This is a genomic window from Phaeacidiphilus oryzae TH49, from assembly GCF_000744815.1.
GTDB classification, from domain to species: Bacteria; Actinomycetota; Actinomycetes; order Streptomycetales; family Streptomycetaceae; genus Phaeacidiphilus; species Phaeacidiphilus oryzae.
In genome coordinates this window covers 5,509,353-5,524,091 of record NZ_JQMQ01000005.1, presented here as the reverse complement: position 1 = coordinate 5,524,091, position 14,739 = coordinate 5,509,353, and the positions used below count along the sequence as shown (strand labels likewise).

Below are 14,739 nucleotides of genomic sequence, written 5' to 3'. Positions count from 1 at the left end.
CCAGCGGAAAGCGGCGCCGCACACGGCAACGGTGACCGAGTTGCAACCCGGTGGTCGCTGCCGTGTGCGGCGCCGTTTCACGCTGGGCGCGCAGTTCCCCGCGCCCCTGAAGTGGCCCTTCGGGCCGACTTCCGGGGCGGGGCTGCTACGACGCCTGCGGTCGCAGGTAGCCCACCTGCTGCGCCGAAGCGCCGCTTCCGCCGTCCACATCCGTCGCGGTCACCACCGGCCGCCCCAGCGCGCTCCCGGACCGCCACTGCGACCAGCTGAGGTTCCAGTCGCCGAAGCCGTTGCCGAACGGCTCCATCTGCTTGCCGTCCGCATGGACGACCTGCACCACGTCCCCCTTGCGGAAGTTCTCGTAGAACCAGCGCGCGTTCTCCGTGGACATCCCCGTGCACCCGTGGCTGACGTTCGCCACCCCCTGCGAGCCCTCCGACCACGGCGCCGCGTGGACGTACTCCCCGCTCCACGTCACCCTCGTGTCCCAGTAGACGTTCATGTGGTACGCGTTGGAGCTGCCGGCCGCGATCCCCACCGTCTCGGAGTTCATGAACACCTCGGGCGCCTGCTCCAGGACCACCTTGATCCCGCCCCTGGTCCTGAACCCGGCCTTGCCGGTGGTCACCGGAAGGGTGCGGATCACGTTCCCGTTCCGGTAGATCTTCATGTAGTCGGAGGCCACGTCCGTCACCGAGACCATCGAGTCCCCGGTACGGAAGGCGATCTTCGTGGGCGAGCCCGCGTACAGCTTCGACGAGGGCGGGCCGATCCGCCGCCCGTGGAGGTCGAAGGAGGCGCTGATCGCCGCGTGCGCCGGCCAGTAGCCCTGCGGGCGGAAGTGCAGCGTCCGGTCGTCCACCCAGTACCAGCCCCCGGTGACCGAGGGGTTGGACTTGACGACCAGTCCGCTCTCCACCTCCTTCCGCGCCTCCGGGTCGTGCACCGGCGCGCTCAGGGTGGCCGTGATGGGCTCGCCGACGCCGTACACGGCCCCGTCCGCGGGCCCCAGCTGGGCGGTGAGGAGATTGGACGCGCTCTTGGTGGTGAACGTCCGTACCGAGCTGGAGAAGCCGCTGCCGCCGCCATCGCTGAGGACCTGGACGGTGTACTTCCGCCCGGCGCCCAGCGGCTCGGTGGTGCGCCAGCTCTTGTCGTCCGACGCCAGCTCGCCCGGCACCCGGGCGCCGTCCGCGTCGTAGACGGTGACGTCCGAGAGGTGGCCGCCGCCGGTGGCGCTCACCACCACCGGGCTGCTCGCGTCCACCTGGCCGCCCTGCTCCGGGCTGATCGAGACCGAGCCGGCCGCGGCGTCACCGCCTCCGCCTCCGGAGCAGGCGCTGAGGGCGGGCAGCGCCGTGCAGGCCAGGGCCGTGCCCACGGCCAGTGCGGTGAGCCGCCTTCGGCGGATCGAGTCCTGGTGCTGCCTGGCCACCATGCGCCTCCCGAGTGACTGGTGACTGGAGTCCGATTTCTGATGATTCGACGGACTGTCACATAGCGTATGGAAGACGGCACTCCGGCCCCCAGCCGAAAAGCCCTGGATTGACCCACGAGAGTGGCTTCCACCGGGAGAACGGATGAGAGAAGCGGCCGGGCCGCGGCCCTGGCGATCCTCTGACGATCGCTCAGGACGCGCGGCCCGGCCGCTCTGTCCGTAGCTGCTGCCTGCTTACTGCTTACCGCCTACTGCCCGTAGGTCAGTAGCGCTGGTTCTCTCCGCGGTAGTACTCGAAGACCCAGCCGAAGAGCCCGACGGCGATGATCGGGGCGGCGAAGTACATCAGCCACCAGCCGAAGATCAGGCCGAGGAAGGCGAAGGATCCGCCGACCCCGAGCATCAGGGGCTGCCAGCTGTGCGGGCTGAAGAACCCGATCTCACCGGCGTCGTCGGAGACCTCGGCGTCGGGGTTGTCCCCGGCGCCGGTGTCCACCCGGCGGGCGGTGAAGAGCAGGTAGAACCCGATGAACGCGCACAGCCCGAAGGCCAGGAAGAGCGCGGTGGTGCCGGTCGGGTCCTTCGACCACAGGCCGTACCAGATCGCGATCCCCAGAACGAAGATGGCGAACCCGGCGAAGATCTTGCCCTGTGCCCTCATCGGTCGTTCTCCTCCGAGGTCGAGTTGCCGGCGGAGACGGCGTCGGCCTGGTCGGCCTCGGCGTGCTGCAGGAAGTGCTCGTAGTTCTCGGCCGCGGCGATCTCCGGGTGGTGGAGGTCGAAGGCCGGGGATTCGGAGCGGATCCGGGGCAGCGAGGTGAAGTTGTGCCGCGGCGGCGGGCAGGAGGTCGCCCACTCCAGCGAACGGCCCCAGCCCCACGGGTCGTCCTCGGTGACCTTCTTGCCGTACTTGGCGGTCTTCCAGACGTTGTAGAGGAACGGCAGGATCGACGCGCCCAGCAGGAAGGAGCCGATGGTGGAGACGGTGTTCAGGGTGGTGAAGCCGTCACTCGCCAGGTAGTCCGCGTAACGGCGCGGCATGCCCTCGGCGCCCAGCCAGTGCTGCACCAGGAAGGTGGTGTGGAAGCCGATGAACAGCGTCCAGAAGGTGATCTTGCCGAGCCGCTCGTCCAGCATCTTCCCGGTCATCTTGGGCCACCAGAAGTGGAAGCCCGCGAACATCGCGAAGACCACGGTGCCGAAGACCACGTAGTGGAAGTGCGCCACCACGAAGTACGAGTCCGAGACGTGGAAGTCGATCGGCGGGGCGGCCAGCAGGACACCCGTCAGACCACCGAAGACGAAGGTGATCAGGAAGCCGACCGTCCATAGCATCGGTGTCTCGAAGCTCAGGGACCCCTTCCACATCGTGCCGATCCAGTTGAAGAACTTCACACCGGTCGGTACCGCGATCAGGAAGGTCATGAAGGAGAAGAACGGCAGCAGGACGGCGCCGGTGACGTACATGTGGTGGGCCCACACGGTCACGGACAGGCCGGCGATGCCGATCGTCGCCGCGATCAGGCCGGAGTAGCCGAACATCGGCTTGCGGCTGAACACCGGGATGATCTCGGAGATGATCCCGAAGAACGGCAGCGCGATGATGTACACCTCTGGATGGCCGAAGAACCAGAAGAGGTGCTGCCAGAGGATCGCTCCGCCGTTGGCGGCGTCGAATACGTGCGCCCCGAACTTTCTGTCCGCCTCCAGCGCGAGCAGCGCGGCGGCCAGCACCGGGAAGGCGAAGAGCACCAGCACCGAGGTCAGCAGCACGTTCCAGACGAAGATCGGCATCCGGAACATCGTCATGCCGGGGGCGCGCATGCAGATGATGGTGGTGATGAAGTTGACCGCACCCATGATGGTGCCGAAGCCGGACATGGCCAGACCGAGGATCCACATGTCGGCGCCGACGCTGGGCGAGCGCACCGCGTCCGACAGCGGGGAGTACGCGAACCAGCCGAAGTCGGCCGCGCCCTGCGGGGTGACGAAGCCGCCGACCGCGATGATCGAGCCGAACAGGTACAGCCAGTAGGCCAGCATGTTCAGCCGCGGGAAGGCGACGTCGGGGGCGCCGATCTGCAGCGGCATGATCCAGTTCGTGAACCCGGAGAAGAGCGGGGTCGCGAACATCAGCAGCATGATCGTGCCGTGCATGGTGAAGGCCTGGTTGAACTGCTCGTCCGTGAGGATCTGCAGCCCGGGCCGGGCCAGCTCGGCACGCATGACCAGGGCGAGGATGCCGCCGATCAGGAAGAAGGCGAACGAGGTCGCCAGGTAGAGTGTGCCGATGGTCTTGTGGTCAGTGGTGGTCAGCCACTTGATGATCTGTGCCCCGGGTGAGCGCCGCTTCACGGTGCCGGTGCTACCCCCGCTGTCAGCGGATGTCCCGGCTCCTCCGGCGGCCCCGAGAGGCTCGTTGAGGATGGTCACTTTGCGTTGTCACTTCCCGTGGTCGTGATGCCGGAGAGCACCGCACCGCCCTGGCCCTTGGCCCTCAACTCCTTGAGGTGCGCCTCGTACTGAGCCGGGGTCACCACCTTGACGTTGAAGAGCATCCGCGAGTGGGCGACGCCGCAGAGCTCCGCGCACTTGCCGCGGAAGGTCCCGTAGTGGGTGGGCGTCACCTGGAACTTGTTGACCATGCCCGGGATGACGTCCATCTTCATCATGAAGTTGATGGGCCAGAAGTCATGGATGACGTCGCGGGAGGTCAGCTGGAACTCCGTGGACTGGCCCTCGGGCAGCCACAGGGTCGGCGGCGTGCCCGGGGTGCCGACGTCGTAGGCACCGCTCTGGTCCTTGGACACGGTGTTCATGGTGGTGTTGGTCACCGAGTGCTCGTAGTTGAACGCCCAGCTCCACTGGAAGCCCACCACGTTGACGATGTGGTCAGGGTGCTTCGACACCTTGAGCATCGTGTTCTCGTCCCGCGCGGTGAAGTAGAACAGCACCGAGACGATGACGATCGGAACAGCCGTGTACAGCGCCTCGAGGGGGAGGTTGTACCGGAACTGCGGAGGTACCTCGACCCCCGAGCGGCTGCGCCGGTGGAAGAACACACTCCACAGGATCAGGCCCCAGACGATCACGCCGACGATCAGCGCGGCGATCCAGGATCCCTGCCAGAGGTGGAGGACGATCGGCCCCGTCGTGGTGACGGGGGTCGGCAGGCCGAGCCTGGGCAGGTCCTGGGACGAACAGCCGGTGGCGGTCGCAAGGACGAGGCCCAGTGTCAGCGCTGAAAGCAGCTTCCGCCTCGTGCGCCGCGGCGAGCGGCCGGAGCCGTTGGGACTCACGTAGCGCCTTCCCGAAGTCTCGCCCGCGAACGCGGCCTCCGGACGATCCGGCGGCCCGGTCACGGGCTCGGTTTGGATGTTTATGCGGCCCAAACCCTACTCCAGCCCCTCAGGGCTCTCGCGGGCAGGTCCGGCTAACGCGCCGAACGGGCCCCCGGATGGCCCCCGATCGGGTGGATTCCCAGGTCACGCTGGCCAAAGCGGCCTTTCGCGCGATCCCATCTCCCCCTCCCGACAAGGCTTCCTGACGCCACGTCGACAGCACCGCCGACTATCTCAGACCGACCCCCGCGGCCTTTACGCGCCCCCCACACCGGACACCGCCCTGACGGCCCGTCAGCGCCGCAGGCGCAAGCAAGGGGCGCGGGGAACTGCGCGGCCAGCCCACTACGGCGCCGCACCCGGCGACGGCCAACGGGTTGCAACCCGGCCCCCGCTGCCGAGTGCGAACCGTTAGCGGCGAGCCGCGCAGTTCCCCGCGCCCCTGGATTAGCCCTGCGGGCTCCACCCCGGCGGCGCCGGCGCCCCGAGCGCAGCGCCGCAGGCGCAAGTCAGGGGCGCGGGGAACTGCGCGACCAGCCCACCACGGCGCCGCACCCGGCAACGGCATGGGGGTCCCCCCGCGCCCTTAAGGCGTGGGGGAGGGTTGCAACCCGAACCCCGCTGCCGAGTGCGGCAGACTGCGGCGCCAGCCGCGCAGTTCCCCGCGCCCCTTGAGTTGCCGCGCAACTACGCGGGGGCCGGGGCAAGCGAAGAGACCGCTACCGTGAGGACTCATGCTCGTCCCGCCGCGCGGATACTTCGACGCCGCCTCCGCCGTCCCGCTCCACCCCCTCGCCCGCGAGGCCTACCTCGCCGCCGCCGACGAGGGCTGGGCCGACCCCGCCCGCCTCTACCGCGCCGGCCGCCAGGCCAGGCAACTGCTGGACGCCGCCCGAGAGTCCCTCGCCGCCGAACTCGGCGCCCGTCCCGACGAGCTCGCCTTCACCACCTCCGGGACCCACTCCCTCCACCTCGGCGTCCTCGGCACCCTCGCCGCCCGCCGGCGCGTCGGCCGCCACCTCGTCCACTCGGCCGTCGAGCACTCCGCGGTCCTCCACGCCGCCGCGTCCGCCGACGCCGACGCCGACATCACCTCCGTCCCCGTCGACCGCCACGCCCGCGTCTCCCCCGAGGACTTCGCCGCCGCCCTCCGCGAGGACACCGCGCTGGCCTGCCTCCAGTCCGCCAACCACGAGGTCGGCACCCTCCAGCCGGTCGCCGACGCGGCGGCGGCCTGCGCCGAGCGCGGCCTCCCCCTCCTGGTCGACGCCGCCCAGACCGCCGGGCGCCTCCCCACCCCTGACGGCTGGTCACTCCTCGCCGCGAGTGCCCACAAATGGGGCGGACCGCCCGGGATCGGCGTCCTCGCCGTCCGCAAGGGCACCCGCTACCGCAGCCCGCTCCCCCCGGACGAGCGCGTCCACGGGAGCTCCGCCAACACCCCCGGCATCCCGGGCTTTCCGGACATCCCCGCGATCACCGCCGCCGCCGTCGCCCTCCGCGCGGTCCGCGCCGAGGCCGCCGCCGAGAACGCCCGCCTCCGCGCGCTCACCGACCGCCTCCGGGCCCGCGTCCCCGAGCTCGTCCCCGACGTCTCGGTCCTCGGGCCGGCCGATCCGGACGCCCGCCTCCCCCACCTGGTCACCTTCTCCTGCCTCTATGTGGACGGCGAGGCGCTGCTGACCGAGCTGGACCGGTCGGGCTTCGCCCTCTCCTCCGGCTCCTCCTGCACCTCCTCGACCCTGACGCCCAGCCATGTGCTGGCCGCGATGGGCGTGCTGACCGAGGGCAACCTCCGCCTCTCCCTCCCGCCGGGGACGCCCGAGTCGGAGGTCGACCGCTTCCTGGAGGTGCTCCCGAAGGCCGTCGCCTCCGTCCGGGCCCACCTGGCCCCTGACGCCCCGGCCGCGTCCGCACCGGCACTCCAGGAGCAGCTGGTCCTGGACACCCTCGGCCGCCGTTGCCCGGTCCCGATCATCGAACTCGCCAAGCACCTCACCGACGTACCGGTCGGCGGCACCATCCTCGTCGTCTCGGACGACGAGGCCGCCCGTCTGGATGTCCCGGCCTGGTGCGAGATGCGCGGGCAGGAGTACCTGGGCGAGTCCCCCGGTCCTGAGCACGGCCTCCCGGCCGGTACCGGTTACGCGGTCCGCCGCCGCTCCTGACCGCCGTCAGCGCACCGCGCTCAGCCGCGCGTAGACGACGACGTTCCCGGTGTACTCCGCCCGCTTGCGGTCGAACGCGCCGCCGCAGGTGATCAGCCGCAGCTCGGCCCGGTCGGCCGGCCCGGAGCCGGAGTACACCTCCTTGGCGGGGAAGGCCGCCTTGGAGTAGGAGCGCACCCGCTCCACCGTGAAGACCGCCACCCTGCCGTCCAGCCTGGTGACCTCGATCCGCGCGCCGGCCCGCAGCGCGGCCAGGTTCCAGAACACCGCCGGCCCGGTGGGGGTGTCCACATGGCCGACCAGCACCGCGGCCCCGGCCGACCCCGGCGCCGGCGAGTCCCGGAACCAGGCCGCCGTCCCCGGCATGTCGTACGGCGGCGTCTCCACCGCCCCGGTCTTGTCCAGCCCCAGCGCCAGCAACGGCGCCCGCAGCCTGATCGCCGGAACGGCGAGCGACACCGGCGTGGAGGCGGGCAGCGGCTGCACGCTTCCCCGCGAAGCCGCCGCCGGGGGGCGCTGCTGCGGCTCGGGCCCGGCGGGGGCCGCGGGCCGGCCGCCGGCGGAGCCCAGCATCCCGGCGGCCCGCGCCATCCCGACCGCGTCCGTACTGGTGGTACGCGCCGCCGCGGCGGGCGCGCCGGTCGCCAGGCCCTCGGCGGGCCGCGCCGGCTGGGCGCCCCCGCCATGGGCGGTCCCCAGCAGCGCGGCGCCGAGCACCGCACCGGAGACCCCGCCGAGCAGCCTCCTGGCCAGCCGCCTGCGGGCCCGGGCGCTGCGCAGCCGCCGCAGCGCGCGGAGCACCCGCGGCCGCACCCGCCCCGCGAAACCGGAGGCCCGCCGGGCCCTGGAGCCGCCCACCGGCGGTGCGGCCACGTCCGCCCCCGCCACCTGCGCCGCCCGCAACGCCCTCAGCGACCGCCCGGATCGACCGGATCGCCGGGGCCGACCAGCCCGAGCGGGCCCTCCGGGCCGCGCAGGCCGCCCACGGCCCTTCGTCGCCTCTCCGACCGCCGCCTTGCCGGCCGCCCCCGCGTCCGTCGCGGCCTCGACCTCCACCTCGCCGTCAGCGCGCACCGAGACCCCCCGCCCTGCGGAGCAGCCGGCCCAGCCCGCCGATGGCGGCCAGTACCGCCCCGGCGACCACGACCTCGGCCGCAGCCCGGGTGTCCGCCGATCCCCCGGCCTCGCTCGCACCACCGCCGCCGGCACCGGGCGGGGCTCCCACCCCGTCCCCGACGCCGAACCCGTCATTGGACACGGACGACACGGACGACACCGACGACACCGACGCCGCGGTCCGGGCGGCCGTCTGCCGCGCCTGCGGGTGCATCGCCAGATACCCGCCGCCCGCATGGACGGCGCCCAGCGAACGGACCGTCAGCTCGCCGACGGCGACCGGGGTCTCCCCGCACACCTCGACCAGCCGGTGCCGCCCGACCTCCGCCGAGGGGGCGATCCGCGCCGACACGAAGAGCCCTCCGTCGGCCGCCGGCGCCAGCCGGGCCGGCGCCGCCAGGGCGTCCGAGAGGACCGTCCCGGTGCCACCTCCGCAGTCGGCGAAGGTCCGCAGGTCGACCGAACCACCCGGATAGCCCACGCCGGGGTCGACGGTGATTCCGCTCACCGGGGCGACCGGGGCGACGGGGACGGAGGGCGCGGCCGGCGCCGCCGCCGCGACGGCCGGCACCGCGGCCAGCACCACCGCCCCCGCACCGACGGCCAGGCCCATGCGGACTCGTGCCATGACATTCCTCCCGTAGCCGGACGCTTGGACATCGGCAGGGCCGAGCGAATGCGCAGATGACTGCACAAACTGCTCAAAATATGACTGTCATGGCATAGGACGAGCCCGGAATTAGCCCGTCTGAGGGCGCGTCAGGAATCGACGCCCGAGGATTCGCCGGATCAGGCGATCCGCCCCCGGATCTCCTCGGCCGCGTCCTCCCCGTACGCCAGGGCGAAACGCTCCAGGAAGCGGCCCGCGCCCAGCTCGTACTCCTGGGTGCCGAGGGTCTCGATCACCAGGGTGGCCATCATCGAACCCACCTGCGCCGCCCGCTCCAGATCCAGCTCCCAGGAGAGGCCGGCCACGAAGCCGGCCCGGAAGGCGTCGCCGACTCCGGTCGGGTCGACCTTCGCCTTCTCCTGCGGGACCGGCACCAGGATCTGCGGCTCGCCCTTGCGCTCGATCCGGGCGCCCTTCGCGCCCAGCGTGGTGACCCGGACGCCGACCCGGGTGAGGATCTCCTCGTCGCTCCACCCGGTCTTCGACTCGATCAGCGCCTTCTCGTACTCGTTGGAGAAGAGGTACGCGGCGCCGTCCACCAGGTCCCGGATCTGCTCCCCCTCCAGCCGGGCCACCTGCTGCGAGGGGTCAGCGGCGAACGGGTAGCCGAGCCCCCGGCACTCCTCGGTGTGCCGGACCATCGCCTCCGGGTCGTCGGCCCCGATCAGCACCAGGTCGAGGCCGCCCAACCGCTCGGCCACCGGCCGCAGTTCGATGTTCCGCGCCTCGGCCATCGCCCCGGCGTAGAAGGAGGCGATCTGGTTCTGCTGGGAGTCCGTGGTGCAGACGAACCGCGCGGTGTGCTTCAGCTCCGAGATGTGCACCGAGCGGGTGTCCACCCGGTGCCGCTCCAGCCACGCCCGGTACTCGTCGAAGTCCGAGCCGGCCGCGCCGACCAGCGCCGGGGTCAGCCCGAGGAGGCCCATCCCGAAGCAGATGTTCGGCGCCACACCGCCCCGGCGTACCTCCAGCTCGTCGACCAGGAAGGAGAGCGAGACGGTGTGCAGCTGGTCGGCGACGAGCTGGTCGGTGAACCGGCCGGGGAAGCTCATCAGGTGGTCGGTGGCGATGGAGCCGGTGACGGCGATGCGCACGACGGGTTCTCCTTGCGGTCGGGTCGAGTGGTTCGAATCGAGCGTTCGAGTCGAGGGTCTCGGGGCCGGGCGCCGGCGATCCGGCCCAGCGGAACCCCACGCTACCGGTCCCCCGGCGGCCCCTCGGCGCCGCCACCGGATCCCCGTCCCGACCCGGCGTCAACTCCCCGCCGCGCCACATCACCCGAACTACCTGCGGGTACCGCTGGATCGCCGCCCTCCGCCGTTCTACGGTCGGACGTATGCGGAGGTATGCGGCGCGCACCCGCGCGACCACCGCTGCCCGTCCGCGCCCACCGGTACACCAGGAGCCGGCCATGATGCCCAAGGACAACCCCGTGCACGTGCCGTCCTACCTCCTCGGCGAGGCGGATCCGGACACCCTGGAGGGCCTGGTCCGCTCCTCCCGCCGGCTCGGCCGGCACTGGCCGCCGCTGCCCGGCGGCCGCCCCTCCGAGGAGGAGCCGTCGGAGGAGCGCCCGGAGCGCCCGGAACGCCCGCGCCGCGGCTTCCGCGTCCCGGCCCGCACGGCCGACCTGATCGCCCGGATGCCCGAGTACGGCGGCTGACCGCCGAGGGGGGAACCGAAGCCGGCCGTTCCGCGTCCCATCGCCGTTCCGGCACACAGCACCACGCATCAGTACGGAGGCGGCACCGGTGACCGAACAGGCACCCCCCAACAGCCACAGCAGCCACAGCAGCCCCGCCGGCGGCGTCCGGCGGCGCGGCCCGGGCGCGCGGCGACTGCTCGGCGCAGCGCTCTCCGGCCTCGTCATCGCCGGCCTCGCCGCCACGGCCGCCGGCTGCGCAAGCACCGGCACCAAGGTGGTCTCCCCGGGCTCCGGCGGCGGGTCCGCGGACAGCGGCGCGAGCACCCCCGCGAGCCCCTCCCCCACCGGCGGCCCGACGCTCCAGCCCGGCGGCCCGCCGCGCGGCACGTCCTCCTCGGCCTATCCGGTCGGGCACCCCCTCAACGCCGGCTCGTACCAGGCGTCCGGGGACAAGATCACGGTCTACTTCGTCGCCGGCGTCTGCGAGAGCTACGGACTGCACGCCGACGAGTCGCATTCCGGCCAGGTCCGGATCACCGTATCGGTGACCAAGGCGCCCCCGGCCGGTCAGATGTGCCCGACCCTGGAGCGGATGCAGAGCCTGGCCGCCACCCTCCACGCCCCGCTCGGCTCCCGCGCCGTCGTCGACCTCTCGAACGGCAAGCGGCTGCCCACCCACCCGGCGACGGGCAGTCCCAAGGTCGGCGGCAAGGCCACCCACGGCCCGGTCGCCCAGTAGAGCCCGCGGGAGCCCACGGGAGCCCACGAGCCCACCGACCCCCGAGGACCCCGCACAGACGCGCACGGCCGTCCGCCGACCGGTCTCCCGGTCCGCGGACGGCCGTGCGTCCGTTCCGTGTACGCGTGGTGCGCCGGATCACCTCCGGCGCTCGCGGCTCAGCTGAAGGAGTCGCCGCAGGCGCAGGAGCCGGTCGCGTTCGGGTTGTCGATGGTGAAGCCCTGCTTCTCGATGGTGTCCACGAAGTCGATCGTGGCCCCACCCAGGTACGGGGCGCTCATCCGGTCGACCACGACGCGGACGCCGCCGAAGTCCTTGACCACGTCTCCGTCGAGCGCGCGCTCGTCGAAGAAGAGCTGGTAGCGAAGGCCGGAGCAACCACCGGGCTGGACGGCGACTCGCAGCGCCAGGTCCTCGCGACCCTCCTGCTCCAGCAGGCTCTTGACCTTCTCCGCCGCGGTGTCGGTGAGGATGACCCCGCCGTCGGTGGTGGTCTCGTCCTGGACGGTCATCTGCTAACTCCCGGGTTTGACAACGTACTGCTCTGCCGCCAGCGGAAACCTGCGGCGCCCCGGATGTATTCCGGGATCGGCCGGCTGACGGTGTCCGTTTCGGTGTCCGCTTCATGCTCGCACATCACCGACTCGAAAAGCGCCTCCCGGTCGGCCCTCGCGGAGCGACGATGGAGCGATGTTCCTGCGTCCGATCCACGCCTCCGCCGCGGACGCCCTGACCGTCCGCCAGATCAAGACCCGGGCGTTCACCGCCCTGGCCGCCGAGCGCGGCGAGCCGCCGCCCCCGCCGATGACCCCTGCCCAGATCCGGCGGAACGACGCCCGCCTCCGCCACCTCGTCCACACCGACCCGCACGGCTGCTGGCTGGCCGAGCGGGACGACGGGGAGCCGGTCGGCGTCGCGCTGGCGCTCCGGCGGGAGAGCCTGTGGGGCCTCTCCCTGCTGGCCGTCGTCCCCGAGGCGCAGGGCAAGGGGGCGGGCAGGATGCTGCTGGACCAGGTGCGCGCGTACGGCAGAGGCTGCCTGCGCGGGATCATCGTCTCCTCGGCCGATCCCCGGGCCGCCCGCCGCTACCACGGGGCCGGCTTCCGGCTGCATCCGATGATGCGGCTGACCGGCGCGGTCGACGCCGCCTCGCTGCCGGACCCCGGGCCGACCCCCGTCCACCTCGGCGACATCGAGCACCAGCACCTGCTGGACTCGGTCGACCGCAGGACCCGCGGCGGGGCGCACGGCCCCGACCACGTCCGGCTGCTGGCGGCCGCCGACGAGCTGCTGCTGGTGGACACCCTCTCCGGGAGCGGCTACTGCTACCGCACCGGCGGACGGATCGACCTGCTGGCCGCGACCTCTCGGCGGCTGGCCGCACGGCTGCTGATCGAGGCGCTCTCCCGCACCCCGCCGGGCGAGGAGGCGCTGGTCGAGCACCTCACCGCCGAGCAGGACTGGGCGGTGGACGTCGGCCTGGCGGCCGGCCTCACCGTCGGCAACCGCGGCTACCTCGCCCTGCGGGGGATGCGCCCGCCGGCCCCGTACCTCCCCAGCGGCGCCTACCTCTGACGCCCCCCCGTTCTCGTCAGACTGACCCTAAAACCCTCAAACCCTGAAACCGGATCAGCCCATCGTCGCCAGGATCTCCCGCACCATCTCCAGGGTGGTCCCGGGGTGGAGGAAGGCGAACCGGGCGACCGTCTCGCCCTCCCAGCCGGTCGGCGTGACGAAGCCGGTCTGGTCCGCGAGCAGCCGGCGCGACCAGGCGTGGTAGTCCTCGGCCGCCCAGCCCCTGCGGCGGAAGACCACCGCCGACAGCTCCGGGTCGCGGACAAGTTCCAGCCGCTCGTCGGCGCGGATCAGCTCGGCGGTCTCGCGGGCCAGCCGCAGCCCGGTCTCGATCGCCTCGGTGTAGGCGCCGACGCCGTGCACCGCCAGCGAGAACCACAGCGGCAGCCCGCGCGCCCGACGGGTGAGGTGGTAGGCGTAGTCGGTGGGGTTCCACTCCTCGCCCTCCACGTGGAGGACGTCCAGGTAGGAGGCGTCCTGGGTGTGCACCGCCTTGGCCAGGCGCGGCTCGCGGTAGAGGAGGGCCGCGCAGTCGAAGGGCGCGAAGAGCCACTTGTGCGGGTCCACCACGAAAGAGTCGGCGCGCTCGACACCGGCGTACTTCGCCCGCACCGTCGGGGCGAACAGCCCGGCCCCGCCGTAGGCGCCGTCCACGTGGAACCAGAGCCGGTACTCCTCGGCGACCTCGGCGATGCCCGCCAGGTCGTCGACGATGCCGGCGTTGGTGGTGCCGGCGGTGGCGACCACGCCGATCACCGAGGAGGGGTCCGGGTCGGCCTCCAGCGCGGCTCGCAGCGCGGCGCCGGTGAGCCGATGGTTCTCGGTCCTGACCAGCAGTTTCTCCACGCCGATGATGTTCAGCGTATTGGTCACCGAGGAGTGGGTCTGGTCCGAGACGGCGATCCGCAGCCGCGCGCCGGGGCCGGCGCCGAGCCGGCGCCGGGCGGTGTCCCTGGCGACCACCAGCGCCGACAGGTTCGCCGCCGACCCGCCGGAGACGAACACCCCGCCGGCCGTCTTCGGCAGCCCGGCCCGGTCCGCGATCAGCCGCAGCACCTGGTTCTCGGCGGCGATCGCGCCGGCCGCCTCCAGCCAGGAGATCCCCTGCAGCGAGGCGCAGGACACGATCATGTCGAAGAGCAGCGCGGCCTTGGTCGGCGCGCAGGGCACGAAGGAGAGGTAGCGCGGGCTGTCGCAGGAGATCACCGCCCGCGAGAGCTCGTGGTCGTAGAGCTTCAGCACCTGCGCGGGATCGTTTCCGCGCTCGTTGAGCAGCCCGTCCAGGGCGCCGCGGAGGACCTCCCCGTCACCGGGGTGGTCCAGCGGGACCGGGTCGTACTGCAGCCGGTCCCGCATGTACTTGAAGACGAGATCGACCAGTTCACCGTCGTACTGATGCATTCGCGCTGTCACACCGCGAACACTAGGCAGCGTGGCCGCGCCGCACTCCGTCGGAACGCGCAGCCCCACGCAGCGTTCGTGCGCGTTCCCGCCCCCGCACGCACGATCCGTGCGCCCCGGGGGGTCACCCGATCAGACGGGTGAGGGCGATCTGGCTGCGGGAGCGCTGCACGCCGGGCGAGCGGCGGATCCGCTCGATGACGGACTCCACCTGCCGGACGTCCGCCGCCCGCACATGCACCAGCGCATCCGCGTCGCCGGTGACCGTCCACGCCGCCACCACCTCGGGGAACTGCCGCAGGGTCGCCAGGATCTCCTCCGGCGGCGTCCGCTCCCGGCAGTACACCTCGACGAACGCCTCCGTCCGCCAGTCCAGCGCCGAGGGGTCGAGCACCACGGTGAACCCGCGCACCACGCCCTTCTCCCGCAGCCGGTCGACCCGCCGCTTCACCGCCGTGGCGGAGAGGTTCAGCCGCGCTCCGATGGTGGCGTACGAAGCCCGCCCGTCCCTGCCCAGGAGCTCGAGCAGCGTGCGATCGATCTCGTCCACGGATCCCTTCCCCGCCGGTGTGACGCAGCCCGCAGTCGTCAGACTGACGCGAAGCGGCTATCATACATTGCGTCAGTTAGACGAAAAGGGGGCAAC

14 protein-coding genes are annotated in these 14,739 nt (G+C 72.2%); 4 read left to right on the top strand and 10 right to left on the bottom strand.

Translation table 11 applies throughout. The features are described 5' to 3' along the window. Positions 1-145 precede the first annotated feature (145 nt). From BS73_RS28325 to ctaC, 4 genes are all read right to left on the bottom strand, one after another. Positions 146-1,438 (bottom strand): L,D-transpeptidase, encoded by a 1,293-nt coding sequence (locus BS73_RS28325; protein ID WP_037577227.1) that lies wholly within the window; start codon positions 1,436-1,438, stop codon positions 146-148. Positions 1,439-1,700: 262 nt separating this feature from the next. Continuing rightward, positions 1,701-2,099 carry a cytochrome c oxidase subunit 4 gene (locus BS73_RS28320; protein ID WP_037577224.1) on the bottom strand — a complete coding sequence of 133 codons (399 nt, stop codon included), beginning with the start codon at positions 2,097-2,099 and terminating at the stop codon, positions 1,701-1,703. Continuing rightward, positions 2,096-3,871: an aa3-type cytochrome oxidase subunit I gene (ctaD, locus tag BS73_RS28315; RefSeq protein ID WP_037577222.1), complete on the bottom strand. Its 1,776-nt coding sequence runs from the start codon at positions 3,869-3,871 to the stop codon at positions 2,096-2,098. The genes BS73_RS28320 and ctaD overlap by 4 nt, the downstream gene beginning before the upstream one ends. Then, positions 3,868-4,737, bottom strand: a complete 870-nt coding sequence (gene ctaC, locus BS73_RS28310; RefSeq protein WP_037577220.1) for an aa3-type cytochrome oxidase subunit II — start codon at positions 4,735-4,737, stop codon at positions 3,868-3,870. The genes ctaD and ctaC overlap by 4 nt, the downstream gene beginning before the upstream one ends. A gap of 776 nt (positions 4,738-5,513) precedes the next feature. Here ctaC and BS73_RS28305 point away from each other — a divergent pair. Then, a complete protein-coding gene (locus BS73_RS28305; protein ID WP_037577218.1) occupies positions 5,514-6,947 on the top strand; it encodes a cysteine desulfurase/sulfurtransferase TusA family protein in 1,434 nt (477 codons plus the stop codon). Positions 6,948-6,953: 6 nt separating this feature from the next. Here BS73_RS28305 and BS73_RS37800 read toward each other — a convergent pair whose 3' ends face one another. The 3 genes from BS73_RS37800 to BS73_RS28290 form a co-directional block, all read right to left on the bottom strand. Continuing rightward, positions 6,954-7,820, bottom strand: coding sequence for a class F sortase (locus tag BS73_RS37800; protein WP_152617753.1), 867 nt, complete (start codon positions 7,818-7,820; stop codon positions 6,954-6,956). A gap of 190 nt (positions 7,821-8,010) precedes the next feature. Continuing rightward, the gene (locus BS73_RS37795; protein ID WP_152617752.1) at positions 8,011-8,691 is read right to left on the bottom strand and encodes a hypothetical protein; all 681 of its coding nucleotides are present in this window, start codon (positions 8,689-8,691) and stop codon (positions 8,011-8,013) included. Between the two features lie 161 nt (positions 8,692-8,852). Then, on the bottom strand, positions 8,853-9,827 hold the full coding sequence (locus tag BS73_RS28290) for a carbohydrate kinase family protein (protein ID WP_037577217.1): 975 nt from the start codon (positions 9,825-9,827) through the stop codon (positions 8,853-8,855). A 317-nt stretch (positions 9,828-10,144) separates the two neighbouring features. Here BS73_RS28290 and BS73_RS28285 point away from each other — a divergent pair, with 317 nt between their 5' ends. Together BS73_RS28285 and BS73_RS28280 are read left to right on the top strand one after the other, a co-directional pair. Further along, positions 10,145-10,396: a hypothetical protein gene (locus BS73_RS28285; protein ID WP_037577211.1), complete on the top strand. Its 252-nt coding sequence runs from the start codon at positions 10,145-10,147 to the stop codon at positions 10,394-10,396. Between the two features lie 88 nt (positions 10,397-10,484). After that, the gene (locus BS73_RS28280) at positions 10,485-11,117 is read left to right on the top strand and encodes a hypothetical protein (protein ID WP_037577209.1); all 633 of its coding nucleotides are present in this window, start codon (positions 10,485-10,487) and stop codon (positions 11,115-11,117) included. Positions 11,118-11,275: 158 nt separating this feature from the next. On the opposite strand, the gene erpA is transcribed toward BS73_RS28280, so the two are convergent. After that, positions 11,276-11,629 (bottom strand): iron-sulfur cluster insertion protein ErpA, encoded by a 354-nt coding sequence (erpA, locus tag BS73_RS28275; RefSeq protein ID WP_037577204.1) that lies wholly within the window; start codon positions 11,627-11,629, stop codon positions 11,276-11,278. A gap of 178 nt (positions 11,630-11,807) precedes the next feature. Between erpA and BS73_RS28270 the strand changes: the two genes are divergently transcribed. Beyond that, on the top strand, positions 11,808-12,692 hold the full coding sequence (locus BS73_RS28270; RefSeq protein WP_037577202.1) for a GNAT family N-acetyltransferase: 885 nt from the start codon (positions 11,808-11,810) through the stop codon (positions 12,690-12,692). A gap of 54 nt (positions 12,693-12,746) precedes the next feature. Here BS73_RS28270 and BS73_RS28265 read toward each other — a convergent pair whose 3' ends face one another. Further along, positions 12,747-14,105 (bottom strand): pyridoxal phosphate-dependent decarboxylase family protein, encoded by a 1,359-nt coding sequence (locus BS73_RS28265; protein ID WP_235215568.1) that lies wholly within the window; start codon positions 14,103-14,105, stop codon positions 12,747-12,749. Positions 14,106-14,217: 112 nt separating this feature from the next. Beyond that, the gene (locus BS73_RS28260; RefSeq protein ID WP_037577198.1) at positions 14,218-14,643 is read right to left on the bottom strand and encodes an Lrp/AsnC family transcriptional regulator; all 426 of its coding nucleotides are present in this window, start codon (positions 14,641-14,643) and stop codon (positions 14,218-14,220) included. Positions 14,644-14,739 lie beyond the last annotated feature (96 nt).